This is a genomic window from Streptomyces sp. NPDC042364, from assembly GCF_056437585.1.
Map to the genome: position 1 here is coordinate 285734 of NZ_JBWKAJ010000004.1, position 18971 is coordinate 304704.

General features: G+C 70.0%; 15 protein-coding genes. 5 read left to right on the top strand and 10 right to left on the bottom strand.

Going from position 1 to position 18971, the window contains the following annotated elements; genetic code table 11:
* Window positions 1-43: 43 nt before the first annotated feature.
* From AC067N_RS10720 to AC067N_RS10765, 10 genes are all read right to left on the bottom strand, one after another.
* Complete coding sequence (locus AC067N_RS10720; RefSeq protein ID WP_478678526.1) at window positions 44-547, bottom strand: hypothetical protein; 504 nt, start codon at window positions 545-547, stop codon at window positions 44-46.
* Window positions 548-607: 60 nt separating this feature from the next.
* Window positions 608-2329, bottom strand: coding sequence for a hypothetical protein (locus AC067N_RS10725; protein WP_478678527.1), 1722 nt, complete (start codon window positions 2327-2329; stop codon window positions 608-610).
* 223 nt (window positions 2330-2552) lie between these two features.
* On the bottom strand, window positions 2553-3707 hold the full coding sequence (locus AC067N_RS10730) for a sugar ABC transporter substrate-binding protein (RefSeq protein WP_478678528.1): 1155 nt from the start codon (window positions 3705-3707) through the stop codon (window positions 2553-2555).
* A 575-nt stretch (window positions 3708-4282) separates the two neighbouring features.
* A complete protein-coding gene (locus AC067N_RS10735) occupies window positions 4283-4789 on the bottom strand; it encodes a hypothetical protein (protein WP_478678529.1) in 507 nt (168 codons plus the stop codon).
* A 196-nt stretch (window positions 4790-4985) separates the two neighbouring features.
* Entirely contained in the window at window positions 4986-6716 is a 1731-nt protein-coding gene (locus tag AC067N_RS10740; RefSeq protein WP_478678530.1) for a type IV secretory system conjugative DNA transfer family protein, read from the bottom strand.
* Window positions 6717-6802: 86 nt separating this feature from the next.
* A complete protein-coding gene (locus tag AC067N_RS10745; protein ID WP_478678531.1) occupies window positions 6803-8200 on the bottom strand; it encodes an outer membrane protein assembly factor BamB family protein in 1398 nt (465 codons plus the stop codon).
* 65 nt (window positions 8201-8265) lie between these two features.
* Entirely contained in the window at window positions 8266-10341 is a 2076-nt protein-coding gene (locus AC067N_RS10750) for a peptidoglycan DD-metalloendopeptidase family protein (RefSeq protein WP_478678532.1), read from the bottom strand.
* A gap of 6 nt (window positions 10342-10347) precedes the next feature.
* Complete coding sequence (locus AC067N_RS10755; RefSeq protein WP_478678533.1) at window positions 10348-11037, bottom strand: hypothetical protein; 690 nt, start codon at window positions 11035-11037, stop codon at window positions 10348-10350.
* 184 nt (window positions 11038-11221) lie between these two features.
* Window positions 11222-11584, bottom strand: a complete 363-nt coding sequence (locus AC067N_RS10760) for a DUF4913 domain-containing protein (RefSeq protein WP_478678534.1) — start codon at window positions 11582-11584, stop codon at window positions 11222-11224.
* 48 nt (window positions 11585-11632) lie between these two features.
* Window positions 11633-12280: a hypothetical protein gene (locus AC067N_RS10765; protein WP_478678535.1), complete on the bottom strand. Its 648-nt coding sequence runs from the start codon at window positions 12278-12280 to the stop codon at window positions 11633-11635.
* A gap of 338 nt (window positions 12281-12618) precedes the next feature.
* Between AC067N_RS10765 and AC067N_RS10770 the strand changes: the two genes are divergently transcribed.
* From AC067N_RS10770 to AC067N_RS10790, 5 genes are all read left to right on the top strand, one after another.
* Window positions 12619-14364 carry a conjugal transfer protein gene (locus AC067N_RS10770; RefSeq protein ID WP_478678536.1) on the top strand — a complete coding sequence of 582 codons (1746 nt, stop codon included), beginning with the start codon at window positions 12619-12621 and terminating at the stop codon, window positions 14362-14364.
* A gap of 59 nt (window positions 14365-14423) precedes the next feature.
* Window positions 14424-14693: a TrbC/VirB2 family protein gene (locus AC067N_RS10775; protein ID WP_478678537.1), complete on the top strand. Its 270-nt coding sequence runs from the start codon at window positions 14424-14426 to the stop codon at window positions 14691-14693.
* Window positions 14694-14741: 48 nt separating this feature from the next.
* Window positions 14742-15224: a hypothetical protein gene (locus AC067N_RS10780; protein WP_478678538.1), complete on the top strand. Its 483-nt coding sequence runs from the start codon at window positions 14742-14744 to the stop codon at window positions 15222-15224.
* A gap of 75 nt (window positions 15225-15299) precedes the next feature.
* On the top strand, window positions 15300-18296 hold the full coding sequence (locus AC067N_RS10785) for an ATP-binding protein (protein WP_478678539.1): 2997 nt from the start codon (window positions 15300-15302) through the stop codon (window positions 18294-18296).
* A 57-nt stretch (window positions 18297-18353) separates the two neighbouring features.
* Entirely contained in the window at window positions 18354-18959 is a 606-nt protein-coding gene (locus AC067N_RS10790; protein WP_478678540.1) for a hypothetical protein, read from the top strand.
* The last annotated feature ends 12 nt before the right edge of the window (window positions 18960-18971 follow it).

Sequence of the window (18971 nt, forward strand, 5' to 3'; positions counted from 1 at the left end):
GGAGGTGACGACCGAGTTCACGCGGGTGGCGTGAGCGGAGCGGTCACTCGCGCTCGTAGTTCGTCAGGACGCAGCCCGCCTCCGCCTCGACGCTGGTGTACGTGTCCGGGATCTCCAGGCCCGGCTCGCAGTCGATGTAGAGGAGGCCGGCGTCGAGGAGGGTCTGGGCGTGCGCGTCGCGGCCCACGTCGAGGACGAAGTCCATGCCGACCATGAGGCTGTTGTCGTCGGACTCGTCGGAGGCGGCCAAGTCCTTCTGGAATTGGGTCATGTCGGTGACGTGCAGGAAGTCGATGTCGGTCTCCTCGTCGACGTCGCAGTCCCCGCCGCCGTCGATGGAGTCGCTGAACTCCGCGCGGATCTCCGCCAGATCGGAGGGCGAGTAGTAGTCGGTGTCCTGGCAGCCCACGTTCTTGTCGACGTAGGTGGCCACCGCCTCCGTGCCACCGGCCATCGGCAGTTCGACCCCGTCGTCCCCGCAGGCGGTGACGGTGAGGGCCAGCAGGAGGGCGCAGGCGGAAGCAGATATACGGGTATGGGTACGCAAGGGAGTTCCTCAGTTGGGTGGAGCGGAGTTGGGGGGTGTCAGGGGGGCGGGCGGCGGGCGTCAGCCGGCCGGCGCGAAGGCGTGGAAGCCGTCGGTGGTGGAGAGATGGCCGTAGCCCGTGGTCTCGTCGACGACGGGGACGTGGTCCACGGGGAGGTCCTTCGCGAGGACCTTCCGGGTGCGGGGGTCGACGGCCAGGCCCTTCTCCGTGCCGTCCTCGGCGGCCGTGTGGCCGTAGAGGACCGAGCCGTCCCGGGTGAACCGCACGGGGTCCAGCGGGGTCTCGCCGGAGCCCTCCTCCTGCTCCCACAGCCGTTCACCCTCGGGCAGCCGCCCCACCGTCGTACCGGTGAACGTGCCGCCGGGTACGGCGTCCTCGGCGGCGAGATCGCCGGAGGGGGCGAGGAGGACGGACCGCGTGGCCTCGTAGGAGCCGGTCAGGGCGCCGGACTCGAGGTCGTACCAGGCGTGGACCCAGGCGTCGGCGTCGCTCCGGGACGCCTGCCAGGCGAGGAGGACCCTGCCGTCGGTGACGCGGAGCAGGGAGAGCGTCTCGGAGTCCGGCATGGGCTCCGGGTCCGGGTCGCCGTTGTCGTAGAGCTCCACGCCGGGCGGGATCTCGGCGTCGGCACTGCTCCAGACCTTCTCGCCGGTGGCGAGGTCGCTCAAGGTGATGCGGACCATGTCCGATCCACTGACGCTCGCGTTCTCGAAGCCGGCGTAGAGGCCGCCGAGAACGGGCGGCGCGGTGGCGCGGGCGGCACCGATCAGCCCCGTCTCCGGGTCGTACACGCAGTCGGCGCCCGCTTCGGTGCAGCCGACCGTGCGGGCGGCGCCGCCGCCCACCGGGGTGAGCCGTACGGTGTTGCCGGCGGCCTCGACGCGGTAGCCGTCGCTGAGGGCCGCCGCGTAGTTCAGGCCCGTCTCGGGACGCCTCGTCCGGGCCTCGCCCAGCTTGCGCCCCCGGCCGTCGTGGACGGCGACCTTCGAGGTGGGCTTCTCCGCCGACAGCCCGTCGGACTCGGCCGTCTCCGACGAGCCGACGGCGACCGCGGGAACGCCGTCACGCCAACCGGTGAGGGTCACCGAGTCGGTCGTCGCCTTCAGGGACGTCCGCAGCTTCCCGGTCTTCACGTCCCGGAACTCCAGCGTCAGCGGCTGGGGCGCCTCGGACAGGTGCAGGACGCGGTTGGGGCCCTGGGGGGCCGGCTCCCGATAGCCGCTGTCACCCCAGGCGTCGGGCTCCAGGAACGCCTTGGCGTCGTCGAAGTCCTTGACGTACGTGCCGCCCGCGTCCTTCGCGAACAGCAGGGTGCCGCCCAGATCCAGTACGCCGGGCGCCGCGTGACCGGCGGCCAGGCTCCACGCGGGCTTCGCGGCGAAGCCGGGGAGGCGGGGGCCGTCGTACGCGGGGGCGGTGCGGGGGCCGGGACCGGGGTTCTTGCCGCCGCCGTCCGGTTCACCGCCGTCGGAGCCCGAGGTGCAGGCCGAGAGCAGGGTGGGGCAGAGGGCGAGGGTCAGCGCGGTGGTGAGCGGCGCGGTGGTGGTGAAGGGCGTGGTGGTGAAGGGCGTGGTGGTGAAGGGCGTGGTGGTGAAGGGCGTGGTGGTGAAGGGCGTGGTGGTGAAGGGCGCCCACCGGGGTGCCTCCGTGCGCCGTCGCGCGGGTGCGGCCGCTGCGTGGCTTCTCGCGCGGTTCCCCGCGCCCCCTGCGGGGGCCTTGGGCCCCGTTGCTCCAGTGGTGCGCGCGCAGCGCTCCGCCGAGTCCCCGTTGTTCTGAGGCATTCCGACAGTCGTCCCCCGTGATCACGACATGACAGGCAGCAACCCTAGATCATGGCGTGATCTTGGCGCGGCGATCACGCGGTCCTCCACAGGATCTGCGCGAGCGGGCGCCAGGGGACGGCGACAGCGGCGACAGCGGCGAAAGACGCGGCGGCGTCGAGGACCCTTGCTCGGTCGCTCGACGCCGCCCTCGTGTTCCCGGTGTCACCTCAGCCCGCCGGTGTCACCTCAGGTTGAGCGCGTCGCAGTCGGCCTTGTACTCGGCCGTGCAGATCTGCTTGACGGTGTAGATCTCGTCGGCGACGACCGTGTCCGCGATGTTCTTCTTGGTCAGCGCGACCGGCGGCACAAGCCGGGAGGGGATGTTCTTGGTGGTCGGGGAGTCGACGGTGTCCTCGGCGAGGGCGTCGAACTCGATCGAGCGGCCCTGGACCTTGGCGACGGCCATCTCGGCGGCGGCGTTCGCCTCGAGGATGAACGACTTGTACACGGTCATGTACTGGTCGCCCGCGACGATCCGCTGCACCGCGTCCAGGTCCGCGTCCTGCCCGGTGACCGGCGGCACCTTGGAGACACCGGCGGACTTCAGGACGTCGATCACGGCGCCCGCGATGCCGTCGTTGGCGGCGTAGACGGCGTCGATGTTGCCGGCGCCGAGCTTGGCGACGGTCTCCTCCATGTTGGCCTTGGCGACGACCGGGTCCCAGTCCTTGGTGTCGTACGTCGCGGAGATCGTCACCTTGTCGCCCAGCTCGGAGAGCGCCCCCTCCTTGAACATCGCGGCGTTCGGGTCGGTGACCGACCCGTTCATCATGACGATCTTGTTGGCGGCGCTGTCGCCCAGCTTCTCCACCAGCGAGCGGCCCTGCACCTGGCCGACGAGCTCGTTGTCGAAGGAGACATAGCCGTCGATCGGGCCCTGGGCCAGCCGGTCGTACGCGATGACCGGGACGCCGGCCTCGTCGGCGGTCTCGACGGCGCCCGCGATGCTCTTGGAGTCCACCGCGTCGACCACGATGATGTCGACCTTTTCGGTCACCATCTGCTCGAGCTGCTCGGTCTGGGTCTCCGGGTCCTTGTCGGCGTTGGCGTACCGCACCGTCGCCTTGTTGTCGGTCAGTTCGGCGATCTTCTTCTTCATGATCGGCAGGTCGAACTGCTCGTAGCGCTTGGTCTCCTTGTCCGGGAAGAGAACGCCCACCGTGATGTCGTCGCCCTTCGTGGGACTCGCCTCCGCACTGCTGCCGACGTCCACGACCCCGCAGGCGGCGAGGGAGACGGCCGCGGCGGAAGCCGCGAGAGCGGTGGCGGTGCGGTGCAGAGCGGTGCGACGACGTATACGGCTGGTGCCGGTCTTGCTGGTCTTACGGGCGTTCACATCAAGGGCCTTCCGGGCGTGGGTCGGCACTGAGACCCAGGTGGCTGAAAGCCAACGCGCTGATCACCTCAGCGTCAAGGAGTAATCACTTAACGAGATGGCAACAGCGTTGTGTGGTCTCGGTGTGAAGAGGGTAAAGCAAGGGGCCCGCGGTGTCGCCGCGCGCCCTTCACGGTGCGGGGCGCACGGCCCGCCGCCGGAAACGGCTCACCTCGAACAACGGCTCAGGCGACGCGGGTTGGCGGCACACCCGGAGGTGAACGGTTTGTCACGGAACGCCGACGACCCGAGAACGGGCACGTCAGGGACGGTGACCGGCCTCACACGCACGGCGTCGGATGAGCCGGCGAAGTGGAAACGGAGATAGGGGAGCAGGTCGTGACGACCAACGCGTACCGGGACCTACCGGGCCCCTGGTCGCGCACCGGGCGGGGCGTCCGCGGGTGGCGGACGTCACTCCGTACGTCGGCGCCGCGCACCCCGGTCGCGAAGATCCACGGGGGCCGGTTCCGCGGATCACCCACCGCCCGCTCGGTCACGTTCCGTCACCGCCACCCCTGCCGGCGGCAGTCGGCTCAGGCTCCGGCCCACTTCCGCAGCAGCGCCTCGCGCTCCTCGCGCCGGGGAGTGCGCGCGGCGGCGTTCTCGCGTCCCCATTCCTCCAGGACGCCGATGTCCGTCGTGCCGTCCACGATGCGGTCGAGCACGGCGACGGAGAGGTCGAACTCGGACTGGACGTAGCCGCCGGTGGCCGGGGCCATGTAGGCGTCCAGCTCGACGGTCGTCCCGTCGACGGTCTCGACGTGCACCTCGAAGACCCCCGGGACGTCCCCGCCCAGCTGGGCGGCACTCAGCGCGAGGTCGATGGCGGCGGTGACCACCAGCCGCCCGGCGGACCGGATCCGGACATCCCGCACGGTGACCGACCGCACCTCCGCCCAGCTCCACTCGCCCTTCTGGTCCAGCCCGAGCCCCCGTACCCCGTCCCGGGTCAGCCGCACGGCACGCCCGTTCCCCTCCGGCTCGGCCCCGACGTACACCCCGCCGTCCTCGGCTATCCAGAACAGTCCGACCATGGCCATGCTTGCCTCCCCGGGAGCGGTGCGCTCGTAGACGTATCCCCTGGTGAGACTCCGTTTCGGCGCTGCTGGTTCAGCGGCTGCCGCAGTCGGGCCGACAGTGTCGGCGGCGGCGAGGCCGGCCGAGGCGAGCGGCGTCGCCGGCGTCGCGGCGTCGCGGCGTCGCGGTGTCGCGGTGTCGCGGTGTCGCGGTGTCGGTTCAGCGCGCGCCGGGGTCGTACTTGCGCAGCGACTCCTGGACCTCGCGGGCGTACGGCCCCTCCCACCACGGGACGGTCTCGACGAGGACCGGCTTGGTGCCGGAGGCGAGGACGAGGGCGCGGCCCGGGGGCATGGCTCCCAGGTCGGAGACACCTAGGACGCGCTGGCGGCTGACGGACTCGCTGACCGTGCGGTTGCCGCTCCAGCCGCCGAACTCCGACTCGCGGCTCGCCTGGTACTCGCGCTGGTCGTACTCGCCGGCCAGTTCGCTGAGATCGCCCAGGAAGCGGGTGTCGGAGACACCGCCGCCGTAGACGCGGATGTTCGCGGCCGACCACAGCTTCTCCATGCCGCGTTCGCCCCACACCTCGATGCCCTGGGCCCAGGACTGGAGGATGGTCATGAGGATGATGCCGCGCGAGCCGTAGTGGGAGTAGAGGTCGGGCAGGGTGCGCCAGCGGCAGACGTTCGCGGCTTCGTCGAGGACGCCGACGAGGGGCAGCGGGAGGCGGCCGCCGCGCTGGGTGGTGGCGTACTCCTCGGCCGCCTCGACGACGGCGACGGTGAGGGCGGTGACCAGCGGTCCGGCGGAGTCACGGCCCTCGCGGGAGAGGGAGTACAGGGTCCCGCCGGTGCGGACGAAGGCGTGCGGGTCGAACTCGGGCGCGTTCGGGTCGGCGGGCGGGGTCACCCAGCGGTTGACCTCCGGGTTGATCAGGCAGGACGCCATCTGCTGGGCGACGCCGTAGATGCCGCTGCGCTGCTTGTCGGGAGCGGTGAGGACACCGCTCAGGCCGTCGGCGGCCATGGTGTGCCCGGAGCCGCGCAGGATCCGCTCCGGGGTGTCGTCCTTGGGGTTGGACAGCCAGGTGTAGATCTGCGTGATCGGCATCTTGCCGCAGGCGGCGGCGAGGAGGAGGTTGGCGAGCAGGTCCTGGCCCGCCGGGTCGAAGAAGGCGTCCGTGGAGGCGTTGGCGTCCCGCGAGCCGCTGGCGAAGTGGTCGGCCATCTTGCGGGCCTTGGCCACGTCGGTGACGTACGACAGCGGGTTCCACCACCAGCTGGGCGCCTCGGCGGCGACCTGCTGCGGGTCGAAGACCCACACCGGGCCGCGCGCGGAACGGGGGCCCCGGGTGGAATCCACGATGTCCCGCTTGTTGGAGGTGACGAGGACCGCGCCGGGCCCGTCGAGGATGGCGGGTACCGCCCGTCGGGTCGTCTTGCCGGTACGGGGGCCCCAGATGTCGACGTGCATGTCCTCGTACGAACCGAACAGCGGCTGCCGGCCCTTGACGGACCGTCCGATGAAGACACCCGGGGTCTGCGCCTTCACGCCGAGCCGTTCGGCGATGGCCGCGGCGCCCTTCATGGTCAGCTTGCCCAGTTCCTCGCCCTTGGCGAGATGCCGTGCCGCCCCGTCCACCTTGGGCTTCTTCTTGAACCGCTGGACCACGCGGTACACGATGGTCCCGAGGATGCCGAGGAGCACGGCCTCACCGGCGGCCACGGCGCTGGCCGGGGAACCCGGCCAGCTGTAGTCGCCCTTGACCATGGCGACGAGGAAGGTCAGCGGGTTCGACGCGGGCGCCGGCGCGTCCGCGAACGGCGCGCCGATCTTCGCCGCGAGCCAGGCCCCGACGACCCCCAGGAGCACGATCGCGACCACGATGACGATCTCGATCGTCCAGTCGTCCTCGGCGCGGGGCTTCTTCTGCGGTTCTGCGGTCACCCGCGGGTCCGTCCTCTCTGGGGTGGGTCTGGGGGTCGGTCTGGGGGTGGGTCTGGGGGTGGGGACAAGGCTGGTGGAACGGCCGATCAGGCCTTCTCGGCCTCGAAGACGAAGAACCCGTCGGCGGTGTCGACGAGCGTGTAGCCGTTGCCGGTGAACGCCTCGGGGGCCTCCGCCCCGTCGGGAACCATGCCGAGCAGTTCCTTGCTGTCCGCGGCCAGCGCGGCCGTCTCGCCGTCGTCGAGCGTCGCGTACAGGACACCGCCGGGAGTGATCAGCAACGGCTTGATGTCCTTCTCGTCCGCCTCCTGGCGCCACAGCTCCGCGCCGGTCTGCGTGTTCCAGGCCAGCGCGCCCTCACCGAAGTTGGCGACGGCCGTCTTGCCGTCCGGCGATACGACGATCTTGGCCAGGTCGGTCGCGGCCAGGCTGACCTTGACGGCCGGCCCCACGGCGACGGTGCGGCCGGTCGGCAGGTCGACCGTGGTGATCAGCTCGTCACCCTTGGTCCGCGGTGACCAGATGAGCGTCGCCTGGTCACCCCGAAGGGGGAAGAGATTCCTGTCCCCGTCCTCGTACTCCCCGTCCATGTCGCGCAGTTCGTCGGGCTGCTCGACCTCGTCCCCTGTGCTCCACACCCGCTTGCCCGTGCTCCGGTCGATCAGCCGCAGGGGGATGTAGATCCCGTGGTCGTTGTCGACGTAGCCCTGGCCGCTGCCGTAGATGTCCTTGTCGGCCAGGTACTCGTCGAGCACGAAGTCCTCACCGCCGCCGATCGGGGCGAAGGTGACCCTGTCGTCGGTCTTCACATGCCCCCGGATCACCGGCAGTTCGGCGTTCTCCTCACCGGCGAGCACCGACTTGCCCAGCTCGGCGCCGGTCGGGTCGTACATGGTGTAGACGGTCTTGACGGTGGCCGCCTTCAGGCCGCTCGCGTCCGTGTTCTCGCAGGTGCGGATCAGGACGGCCGGGGAGCCGTCCTTCCACTCGCCCACCTGGATGTGCGCGGCGGGCAGCGGGGCGGACCCCGTGGGGTCGTACTCGCACTTCACCGTGAAGGTCTTGCGCTCCTCGCCGGTGGCCGCGTCGTAGAGGTGGCCGACGAAGTGCGCCGTCTGCTTCTCCGTCTCGTGCTCCTGCACCGAGGCGGTCAGATCCTGCACCAGCAGGAAGGCGTCCCCGACCTGGCAGATCTCGCCCCGGTCGGTTCCGGGGAACACCCTGTCGCTGTCGAAGGCGGCGTCACCGGCACACGAGTAGTCCTTGCCGTACTTCGCCGCCAGGCTCCAGGCCGGCTTCGCCGCCAGCCCCGGGATCGGCTTTCCCTTGTAGACGGGCTGCCCGGCCGCGGAGCCCGACGCGGACGCCTTCGGGCTGCCGGATGCCTTCCTGCCGGTCTCGGCGTCCGCGTCACCGCCGCCGCAGCCGGTCACGAGTCCGAGGGACAGGACGGTTCCGACGACAAGACCGGTGCGTATCTTCATCAACTTCCTTGCTCCGTATGGTGATGGGGAGACCAGGGGCGGAAACCCACGGGCCGCCCCGGGCCCTATGCCTCGGCATGGCCGTCGCCCTCGACCGCGTTCGTGCCCGCCGGAATCGGTACGCGGTAGACGCCCGTGATCTTGTCCTGGACGTCCCAGGTGCTGAAGGAGACGTTCTTGCCCGGGCGCGGGGCGTGGATGATCTTCTTGCTCTTGGGGTCCCAGACGATGCCCACGTGTCCGGAGAAGCCGCCTCCCTCGGGCCTGAAGAAGATCAGGTCACCGGGTTGCGCCTTGGACAGCGGCACCTCGTACTTGCGGAGCCTGGGCTCCTGGTCACGGGTGGTGGCGCCGATGTTGATCTTCTTGTCGCTGGCCATGTAGTACGCCCACTGCGTGAAACTGGAGCAGTCGAAGCTGGTCGGGTTCCGGCCCTGGAGGCGCGGCGCGCCGTACACGTACGGGACCCCGACCCCGCGCTGCGCCCAGCCGAGGACCGCGCGGATCACCGGGTCGTCGGAGTCGGGGAGGACACCGGAGGCCCCGGCGCCGTCGGGGGCGACGGCCGCACCGCCGTTGTCCTCGGCGCACTCCTCGTACTGGGCGTTCCGGCCCTCGCCGGTGCTGTCGCCCGGGACGGTGCCGTAGTCGGGGTTGGCGGTGACCCGGCCCGCCATCCAGTCCGCCGGGTCGACCATGCCGGGGCCCTGGTCCTGGCCGCCGACGAACGGGTTGTCGACACCCGGGACGAGGACCTCCCAGTGCAGGTGGGGGCCTGTGACGTTGCCGGTCGCACCGATGGTGCCGATCTGGTCGCCGCGCTTGACGGACTGACCGACGGACACCTTGATCGAGGTCTGGTGGGCGTAGAGCGTGATGACGCCGTCCGCGTGGCGGATCTTCGTCATGTTCCCGTACGACCCGCCGGGGCCCGCGACGATCACCTCGCCGTCGGCGGGCGCGTAGATCGGGGTGCCCGTGGAAGCTGTGAGGTCGAGCCCCGTGTGGTAGCCGAGGCTCCACATGTTGCCCTGTTTGTGATACGGCGTACCCACCTGGTAGGTGCCCTTTTTCATGGGCCACTGCCAGTCCTTGCCGCCGGTGACGGGCTTGGCGACGGGGAGCGCGAGGGTCGTCGAACCGGTGTCGGCATCGGCGTCTGCGGAGTACGCGGCCAGGGACATCGCGGTGGTGGTGTCGTCACCGCTGTCGTCCAGTGGGGGCGTCGACCAGGAGCGGGCCGGGCTCGCGGCGATGCTGAGGGCCCGGCTGGGCTGGGCGTTGTTGCCGACCGGCTCCGGGATGTCCGACTGCCTGCCCAGGGTGGGGAAGTCGGGGTTCTTCTCGATCGTCTCCGCCAGGTGGGCGTACCAGCGCTTGATGAGGTCCTTGTCGCCGGTGAGTGCACCCCGGTAGCGGGCGGCCTGGGTAAGGACGACGCGCGGGTAGATGCTGTTGGAAGAGGCAGAACCCGAATAGATCTGCAGCGCCTTGAACGGCTGGGTCTCCGCCTTCTTCGCGTGCAGGAAGTTGGCGGCGGCGTAGGCCGCGTCGTCGATGTTGTACAGGTCCTCTTTGCCGTCGCCGTTGCCGTCCTCCCCGTAGTCCGTCCAGGCCGGCTTGCCGAACTGCAGGATGCCCATGTAGCCCAGGGAGTTGGCGCCGCCTGGCGCGGCCGAGGGGTCCTGGCCGTACTTGGTCTCCTGATACATCTGCCCGGCGATCATGGTCCAGTCGAGACCGTCGTAGCGGGCGGCTGCGCGCATCGCGGCGAGGATCATCTTCGGCGGGATCTCGTTGCGCGCGGTCTCGCTCGGTGTGTACATCTTCCCGGCCGGCATGACCGGGTTGGTGGCCGCCGCGTCGTCGGTGTTGCCCGCCTCGGCGTTGTCCGCGTAGTCCTCACAGGAGGCCGCTGCGGCTCCCGCTCCCATGCCTCCGAGGAGCGACCCCAACAGCACGAGGACGAGGGTGCCGATCCCGGCCAGGGGCAGGAAACCGACACCCGCCGCTATCCACAGCCACTTCTTGTTGTTCTTCTTGCCGCCGCCCGACCCGTTCTTGACCTGGGCCGCCGCCTTGGCCGCTTTGGCGACCTTCGCCGCCTTCGCGGCGGCGGCCAGTACCGCCGGTGCAACCATCGCGCGTCACACCCCCGAGTCGTCGGAGGCGCCCACGTCACCGAGCCCGAAGATGTCGAAGCCGGAGACGACCCACTGGCCGTCGACCTCCTGGACGCTCACCAGCCACTGGTTCGACTCGGTGGTGGTCTCGCCGCCCTCGGTCCGCGTGGTCTTCACCTCCACCAGACTGGAGATGGAACGGCCGCTACCACGCACCAGATCGTCCGCGATCACCGCGTCGCGCTCAACGACGGCGGCGCCCTTGGAGGTGCACCGCCCGGCCTGGCAGGTGGCCCACGCCTTGCCGGTGGGCAGCGCCGTCAGCTCCTTCATCCGCTGGTCGTTCACGGTGAGTTCGAGGAGTGGGGCCCGCCATGCCGCCGACTTGGTCGTGTGGTCATAGGTGTTGATGCCGGCCATGTACCGCGTCATGATCCCGTGCGCCTCGGCTGCTTCGGAGACCGAGACGATCGGAACGGTCGCCGCGTCGCGGCCCCCGTCCGTCGTGTCCTCGTCGGCGTCGGAGGTCTCCTGTCCGCCCGTTCCCGTCCCGCCCTGGCCGGCGGTGGCGGTGGGCGCCGCCGAGCTACCCTCCTCGTCGCTCCCGTCGTCTCCGTCGAAGACGGTGAACACAGTTAGGACGGCGATCAGGAGAACGCCCAGCACTCCCAGGGCCAACAGCCCCGTGCGCTTGTTCTCCTCAGGCAACTCCACGCTCCCGCGCCTCCCTTGTGCTGAGCCGGTACGGCGGTCGACGGGTGACCGGGACACGGTAGGGGGAGGTGTGGGGCGGAGAGCCGGATGGATTCCCGCCGGGAAAGAAGCGGGGGGCGATCGGGAAAGCGCGGGACATCCGGGCGGGGACGGCAGGACGCTCCCACAGGGCGGGCCGCCCCTCTCACTCCGGGCGCGCGTCCACCGGCAGCGGATCGAAAGGATAGGCCGTGTGCCCGTCCTTGGGTGAACACGCCGCGAAGGGGCCCTCGTCAGCATCCATCAGCACCCGCAGATGCGGATCGGCGTGGTGCAGCCACCACGTCGACATGCCGAGCGCCGGGTCCTGGCGCAGGTGTTCCCAGGCCAGCCAGAGCGCGGAGAGGCGGGCGCCGGCCTCGGGGTGCTCCCACCACCGGGGGCACCAGGTCGCCGACGAGCCGTTGACCCGGCGGCGGACCATCTGGGCCAGGTAGTCGGAGACGAACGCGTAGACGTCCGCGAAGTAGAACTCCGGCTGTTCGGAGGATGCTTCAGTTCCGCTCATCGTTCCACTCCTGCGGGCTGCTGTTCGGGTCCGGGGACGGGCGCGGGGTCAGGTCAGAACGATGCCGAGGAGCAGGAGCACCACGACCACCGCGCCCATCACGATCCGCGCCGTCGGGTCCTCGCGCTCCCACAGGTCGTGGACAAGGGCCCATCCGGTCAGCCTGGCGGCGCGGCCGCCGTGCAGTCGGGCCCCCTGGCCCTGCTGCTCCTCGCCGATATCCTCGCCGTCCTCCGGGAGCACCCCGGACTCGGAGTCGGCGTCGAACCCGACAGGCAGCCCCTGCTGTTCCTGGGCCACCAGCACCATCTGCTCCAGGATTTCGGGAATCGTGTGCGGGGTGAGCGGATAGGTGAAGGTGCCGTACGGCGTCTCCATGCACAGCCGCGCCTGCCACGGATTGCCGGGCTCGTAGCCGTCGACCCAGGCGTGCTCGGCCTGGAAGATCTGGGTTGCTTGGGGCGCCTGGGGAATCTGTGATGTCTGGGGCGTCAGTGGGGGCTGCGGCTCCGATACGGAGGCGGGCAAGGGAACCCGAGCCTGGACGGCCGCCTCTTGCACCGGCGGGGTGTGCTGGACCGGCGCCGTCTGCTGCCCCGGCAACACCGGTTCGACCGGTGCCGTCTGCTGGGGAACGCCCCAGGCGCGCGGGGCGGGTTGCGGCTGCTGCTGCGGGTGCCCGTTGTGGTCGGTCAACTCTCGTCCTTCGCCGGGTCCGTCGGGTGCAGGGTGTGTTGGATGCAGTGCTCCGGGGCATCGTGCTTACGGCGGACGTGCCCCGCGCATTGTGGGCCCATGGCGGGTCAGGACAGCGAGCCCACTTTCCCGCCGTGTCCCTGACACATTCCCCGGCCAGTTTCCCGAGGGCCTCCTCGACGGGAATTCACGCTCTCCCGGCGAGGAAAGAGGCAGCGGTCAGGTGACAAGTCTTTGTCACACTGCCTGCGCACCTGGCTGGGCCAGGGCCCGTCGTGCGGTGCGGTCGTGACCCGCCCAGGCGGACGGGGAACCGACTCGCTGGAGTAACCGACTCGATGACAGACCACAACAGCCCTGCTGGCGCGGTCGGCGGAGGCCAGCCTTCCGGGCAGCCCGGGTCCTTCGGTCCTCCTCAACCCGCCCAACAGCAGCACCAGCCGCAGCAGCAGGCATGGCAGGCGCACGGTCAAAACGCCGCTGCCCCGCACCATGCGCAGCCAGCCGCTCCCCATACCTCCCACCCCCAACCGCAGCCCCTTCCCTCCGACGCGGCCCGCGCGCAGGTCGCCGCAGCCTGGGTCCGCAACACACCCCAGGCCGGTCAAGCCGCCGTACCGGCGCTGCCGCCGCGCGAGACGCGCCCCGCGAGTGAGTCGAAGAAGGAGAAGCGGGAGCGTGAGCGGGCGGCTCGCAAGGCCGCGTACGAGCAGAAGAAGGCGGCGAAGGAGCACCGCAAGAAGGGTGGCTCCTCGTCCGTCTCCGCCACGGCTTCTGCCGTCGGCGCCGCGGCCGCCCCCCACGCCGCGGGCCCCGCGACCACGCATCAGGCGGACGCCCCGGCCAACTCCACCCTGACGCTCAGGACGGGTGCCGTCGGCATGGGCGGGACCACCGCCGCCGCGCCCTCCGCCTCCGGTTCCTCCGCCTCCGCCAAGGCCGCCCCCTCCCGCGACTTCGCCGTTCCCAAGCCCGGTGGCCGTATCCCCGCCGGGGGCCGCGGCACGCATGTCGCCCTGCGAGCCACCCTGCTGATCACCACCTGTGTGTTCGCGCTGGGCTCCTGCGGGGTGATGGGGCTGGTGATCGGCAAGTCGTCGACGCCTGCGACCGCCGGCCTCGACCCCGCCGACGCCGCCAAGTACCGACTCAGCGAGTTCCCGACCCGGCAGGCGGCGACCTTCGCCGAGCAGTACGCGCTGCTGTGCATGACGTATTCGCCGGAGAGCGCGTCCACGCGCCGTGACGACCTCGCCCGCTACACCTCCTCCGGCGTCGACGGCGAGTGCGGCTGGGACGGCAAGGGAACCAACAAGGCCGTCGCCGCCACCTGGGACGGCACCGCCGAAACGTTGCCCGAGTACGGCGACCACGGACGCTACCTGGGCGTCCAGGTCCGCAGCGAGGGCGGCAAGCTGACCACGCTCACCGTGCCCGTCTATGTGAAGGACCTCGCGACCGGCGAGGGCATGCGCGTCGCCGGTGACGTCGGTGAGATGCCGCTGCCGCCCCGCGCGGACGTGCCGCCGGTCGACCAGGACGCCGAGGTCGTGGACGACACCCTGTCCGACCAGCTGCGCGAGCAGGTGCTGCCCGGCTACTTCGAGGCATGGGGCGCGTCCGATACCACGGCCATGGCCCGTTTCACCACATCCGACGCCACGCTGGCGGCGACCACCGGGCTCTCCGGCGAGCTGTCCGACCCCACCGTCAGCGAAGTCGACGCACTGGTGCCGAAGAACGTCCAGGGCACCGACCCGTTCACCTACGCCGAGGGCCAGGCGGTGCAGCTCCGGGTGGTCGTCGCCTGGACCGACCCGGCCGGCGGGGCCGTGAACCGCTCGTACCGGATGACCGTGGTGAACACGGCCCAGGGCTGGTTCATCAAGGACGTCCGCGGCGGAGTGCTGGACGCGGAGGGCGGCCGGGCCGATGTCGACGAGGAGACCGCCGCGCCCGGCGAGGACAGCGCCACGAGCGAGGACACGGCGCCCGATGAGGAGGGCGTCGCCTCCCCGTCGCAGTCACCGTCCGCCTCCAAGTCCCCCAGGTCCTCGAAGGACAAGCAGTCCGACAAGTCCTGAGCGGGACAACTTCCCCCTCTTCACCACGCTTTTCACCATCTGATCGAGAGGAACCACACGTGAACCTGGCAGCCACCCTGGATTCGATGTTCACAGAGATCCAGGACATCCTCACCAACGCCGGCACGATGGTCGCCGTCATCGCCCTCCTTGTGCTCGGCATCCGCATGTTGCTGTCGATGAAGCGTGGGGACGGCATGCGCGAGGCCTTCCAGGGCTTCGGCATGATCGCGCTCGCCGCCCTGATCATCGGCGGTGCCAGCGGCCTCGCCGGTGTGCTGATCGACCTCGGCAGCCAGATCGGCGGCGGTGAGGGCGGCGGCAACTGACGGCCGACAAACCGTCAGCCGCGTCAGCTACGAGGGGAGTCAGCCGCTATGGCCCAGGAGGCACCGGAGCCGCTGGTCGCGTACGACCACACCGATCTGGTCAACCGTCCCAAGCGGATCTGGAACTGGGGCAACATCCCGCTGCCCGGCCTGCTGCTGCCCGCGCTGGGCGCGGCCTTCGGCTTCGGCCTGGTCTGGCTCATCGCGCTGTTCACCCTGTCCGCGTTCGTGCCGTTCCTCGGTATGTCGATGTGGACGTCGATCCTCTACTTCGGACCGCCGTTCGCCGTCTACTTCGTCTGGGGGCGCCCTCTGCCCTCGGCGCTCACCCTGAGCCAGCAGCTGGTGGTGTGGACCGACTGGTGGTTCCAGCCCAAGCGGCTCCAAGGGCTCTCCGCCGACCAGGAACCGGAGGAACTGCACTGGCAGGTCATCCTCTGGACCCCCGGTTCACCACGCTGGCAGGCGCGTTACGACGCCGCGCGTCGGGCGGCGGCCGAGCGCGGCAGCGCGTTCGCCGCACACCGCTGAGCCACTCGCGCGCCACGTCCGGCACAGCACCGACCCACCGCAAACCGACCTCGATTTACCGCAGGTGACTCCTCCATGTTCATGATGATCCTTCTGGGCGGGGCGGCCGCCTTCTTCGTGGTCGCCATGATCATGGCCGCCTCGTCGGGCAAGAAGCAGGGCCAGGGTCAGGGCGGCAGAAGCGGGTCTTCCTCCCGTTCCAAGTCCTCCCGCTCCTCGGCCTCCGCGCGCCGCGAGGACCTCCGCCTCCCGTACCGCTACGCCGACGACATGATCTTCGTCCACGGCGACTCCGTGTGGACGGGGCTCGTCCTGCCCACCGCCATCGACGAGTACCTGAACGCGGGCGAACTGCAGGCGATGGCCGAGGGCCCGCCGCGCGGTCTGCTCAACCTCGCCCGCGGTGACCGCAACGTCGAGTGCCACTATCGCAAGGTGTACCAGCCGATCACCGCGCTGACCTGGGCAGAGGACCTCAACGCGGTCGCCTGGGACCCGACCGACAACTACAAGGCGTACAACCTGCGCAAGGCCGAGTACCAGGAGCGCATCGGCGCCAAGCGGGAGCGCAACATCCTGCTGGTGAAGCTGGGTTCGGTGAAACGCACCGGCGGCGGCACGGGCGTGCTGTCGCAGGACGATGAGCCGCACGACGACGCCGGACTCCTCAAGGGAGTGAACGGCGCCGCCGACCAGGTCACGGCCGCCGCGACCGGTGTCGCGGACGAGTACCTGTCCCCGTCCGTGGTCGCGGAGTGGACGCAGGTCGCATCGGAGGTCCACGAGAGTCTCGAGAACCTCCGCGGTACCCCCCTCACCCGGGAAGAGCTGGTCTGGCTGATCCGCAAGCCGCTCCACGGCGATCTGCCGGTGCCGCCGGAGCCGGTGCTCGGCTCGCGCGCCTGGGGCCCCAACGCCTTCGACCTCGTTGTCGACTTCTCCGGTGAGAACCGCAAGACGCACATCGTCCTGAACCAGTACGACGAGATCACCGGCGAGCAGCAGACCAGCTACACGACGACCCTGGTCGCCGCCAACTGGCCCGCGGAGACGCGCTTCCGCCAGTCGACGGCCTGGGCCCGGTACGCCTCGCAGCACGTGGACTTCCCGGTCGAGATCGACATGCGGTTCACGCTCATCCCGTACCTGAAGTTCAAGGACCGCGCCGACAAGATCCGCGGCAACCTCGTCGACGAGATGAACGACATGGCCAACTCCGGCCGCAGCCCCGACACCAAGCTGGCCACCCAGGTCACCCGCGCCCAGGAGCTCGTCGACGACATCGAGGAGCACAAAATGCCGGGGATGGAGGCGCAGATCCGCTTCACGATCTCGGCCCCGGACGTCAAGGAGCTGGAGCGCCGCCGCCGGGTGCTTGAAATGCAGTTCAAGCAGGACCTGAAGGTCACGCTGCTGCGCCCGACCCGCCAGCAGTGGCGTCTGCTCCAGTCCCAGCTCCCGGGCGACGCGCCGAAGCTCCCCATCGCCCCCTACCTCCGCCTCCAGGAGGTGGAGCAGCTCGGCGCCGGGTTGCCCACCGCAGGCACCGAGTTGGGCGACAACCCCGAACAGCGCTCTGGCAAGCGCCTCGGCTGGGTCGGCAACCTGGTCGGCTGGGCGGGCAAGATGCCGGTCCACTACTCGCTGCACGTCGGCCCGGCCCGTAACGACGGCGGTGGCCTCGCCATCGTCGGCGCGTCCGGCGGTGGCAAGTCCTCCCTGGCTCTGCAGAAGTTCTACGAGGAGTCCGAGTCGGGAGTCCGCTGCCTGGTCATCGACCCCAAGACCGACTTCGCCCAGCTCTGCTACTACCTCGCCTTCGGCTCCCAGGTGAACGACCCGGACTTCGCCGGCGACGCCGAGACGGGCCTGCTGGGCACACCGGCCAGCAAGTTCCAGCCGGTCAACCCGGAGTTCTGGGCGGAAACCGAAGTGGTCGACCTGCTCAAGGGCCAGGCGGGCGTCCTGGACCCGTGGGTGATCGCCCGTGACGTCCCGGCCGGCCGTCTCCTCGCGGAATCCATGCTGCGCGGCTTCCTCGGCGACGAGGACTACCAGCGCGTACGCCTCCCTGTCATCGAGGCGATGGCCACGGTCATCGGCCGCTACAACTCCGCGATCCGACAGGCTGTGGACCAAGGCCTGACGGCCCGCGAGGCCGACCAGCAGGTGCCGCGTCCGACGCTGTGGCAGGTCGTCGACGAGGTCGTGGCGGCATACGACCACGCGATCGCGACGAACGACCGCGAGGCGGCGAAGGACCTGAAGCTCGCGCAAATGCTCCTCACCGAGCTGCGCACGCTCCCCTACGCCAGGCTCGCCTTCGCCGAGCGCCCGCAGCCGCTCTCCGCGATGCGCAAGCGCCGTACGGTCATCACCCTGCGCGGGTTCCAGTCGCCCGCGGCCTCCGACCCGCGCAGCTGGAACCCGGCGGAACGGCTCGCGGCGACGGCCCTCATGGCAGTCGTGGAACTCGGCAGTCAGATGCTCGACGTCGGCTACGAGAAGAATCCGGTGACCGGTGAGATCGGCCTGCGTCCGAAGGCGCTGTTCGTGGACGAGGCGTACGTCGTCACTGCCACGGAGTCGGGCCGCGACCTGATGCGCCGCGCCCTGAAGCAGGGCCGCTCCTACCTCGCGGTCACCGTCCTGATCACCCAGCAGGCCATCGACCTCGTCCAGATCGAGGACTCCGAGGCACGCAGCGGCGGCGCCAACCAGATCCACACGGTCTTCGCGTTCAAACAGAAGTCCGCGCAGGAGGCGTCTTTGGTGGCCCCGCTCCTCGGCCGCCCCGAGGACGACCCGAAGGTCATCGCGGCCCTCCAGGAACTCCGCACCGGTGTATGCCTGCAGCGTGACGCCGACAAGCGCGTCGGCACGGTCGCCGTCGACCTCGTCTTCAAGGAGATCCTCGCCGCCACGGACACCAACGGGACGACCCGGCCCGCCCGTCAGGGGGTCAACCCACCGCTGAGCGTGTGGGACTGGACGTTCCTTCAGGAGATGTCGGAGGACCCGGCCCGCCCCACACCTCCGGAGACGACCGCTCCGGAGACGGCCAGCGTGTGACCCCGCTCGTCCGAGCCGCCACCCCCCCACTCGAAGCCCCACAGCCGAAGAAGGACCATGCGAATCAAGCGAGCACTCACCATCGGCGCCCTCCTGCTCATGTCGACGTCGGTCGCGGCATGCGGTGGCGACGACACGAGCCAGCCCTCCGAGAAGACGAGCGCCGAGGCGAGCAAGCCGGGCAAGGCCGCGGGCGGCAAGAAGAAGAGCAGCGTCCTGCCCTCGGCTTCGGACATGGCATCCATCGAGTACTTCCTGAACAAGTCCGTCGGCTGTCTGGACCTGATGACAGGAAGGGACTACGACAAGTCCTCCCTCGCAGAAAGGGAGCCCGCCTGGGGTGACTCGGGCATGCTCGACAATCCCGCATGGGGCATCAAGGAACGTGCTGTCTGCAGGGACAAGTACGACGACATCGTCACGCTGCTTCTGACACCGGATATGAAGCAGTTCCAAACCACACTCAAGGAAAAAGGCTACAGCGGAATTCTGGTCGGCAAGGACTTCGCCGTGGACCCGGACGATTCCCAAACGACCCAGGAACTCAAGACCTCCGGCCTTGTATACCTGTCGTGCGATCCGGAAGCCGAGATCCCGAGCGGTTACAAGCAGGAGCCCGCACTGGTCGACGGATGTCTTCTGACCGACTACTTCCCCTCCTGATCGGCCCCGAAG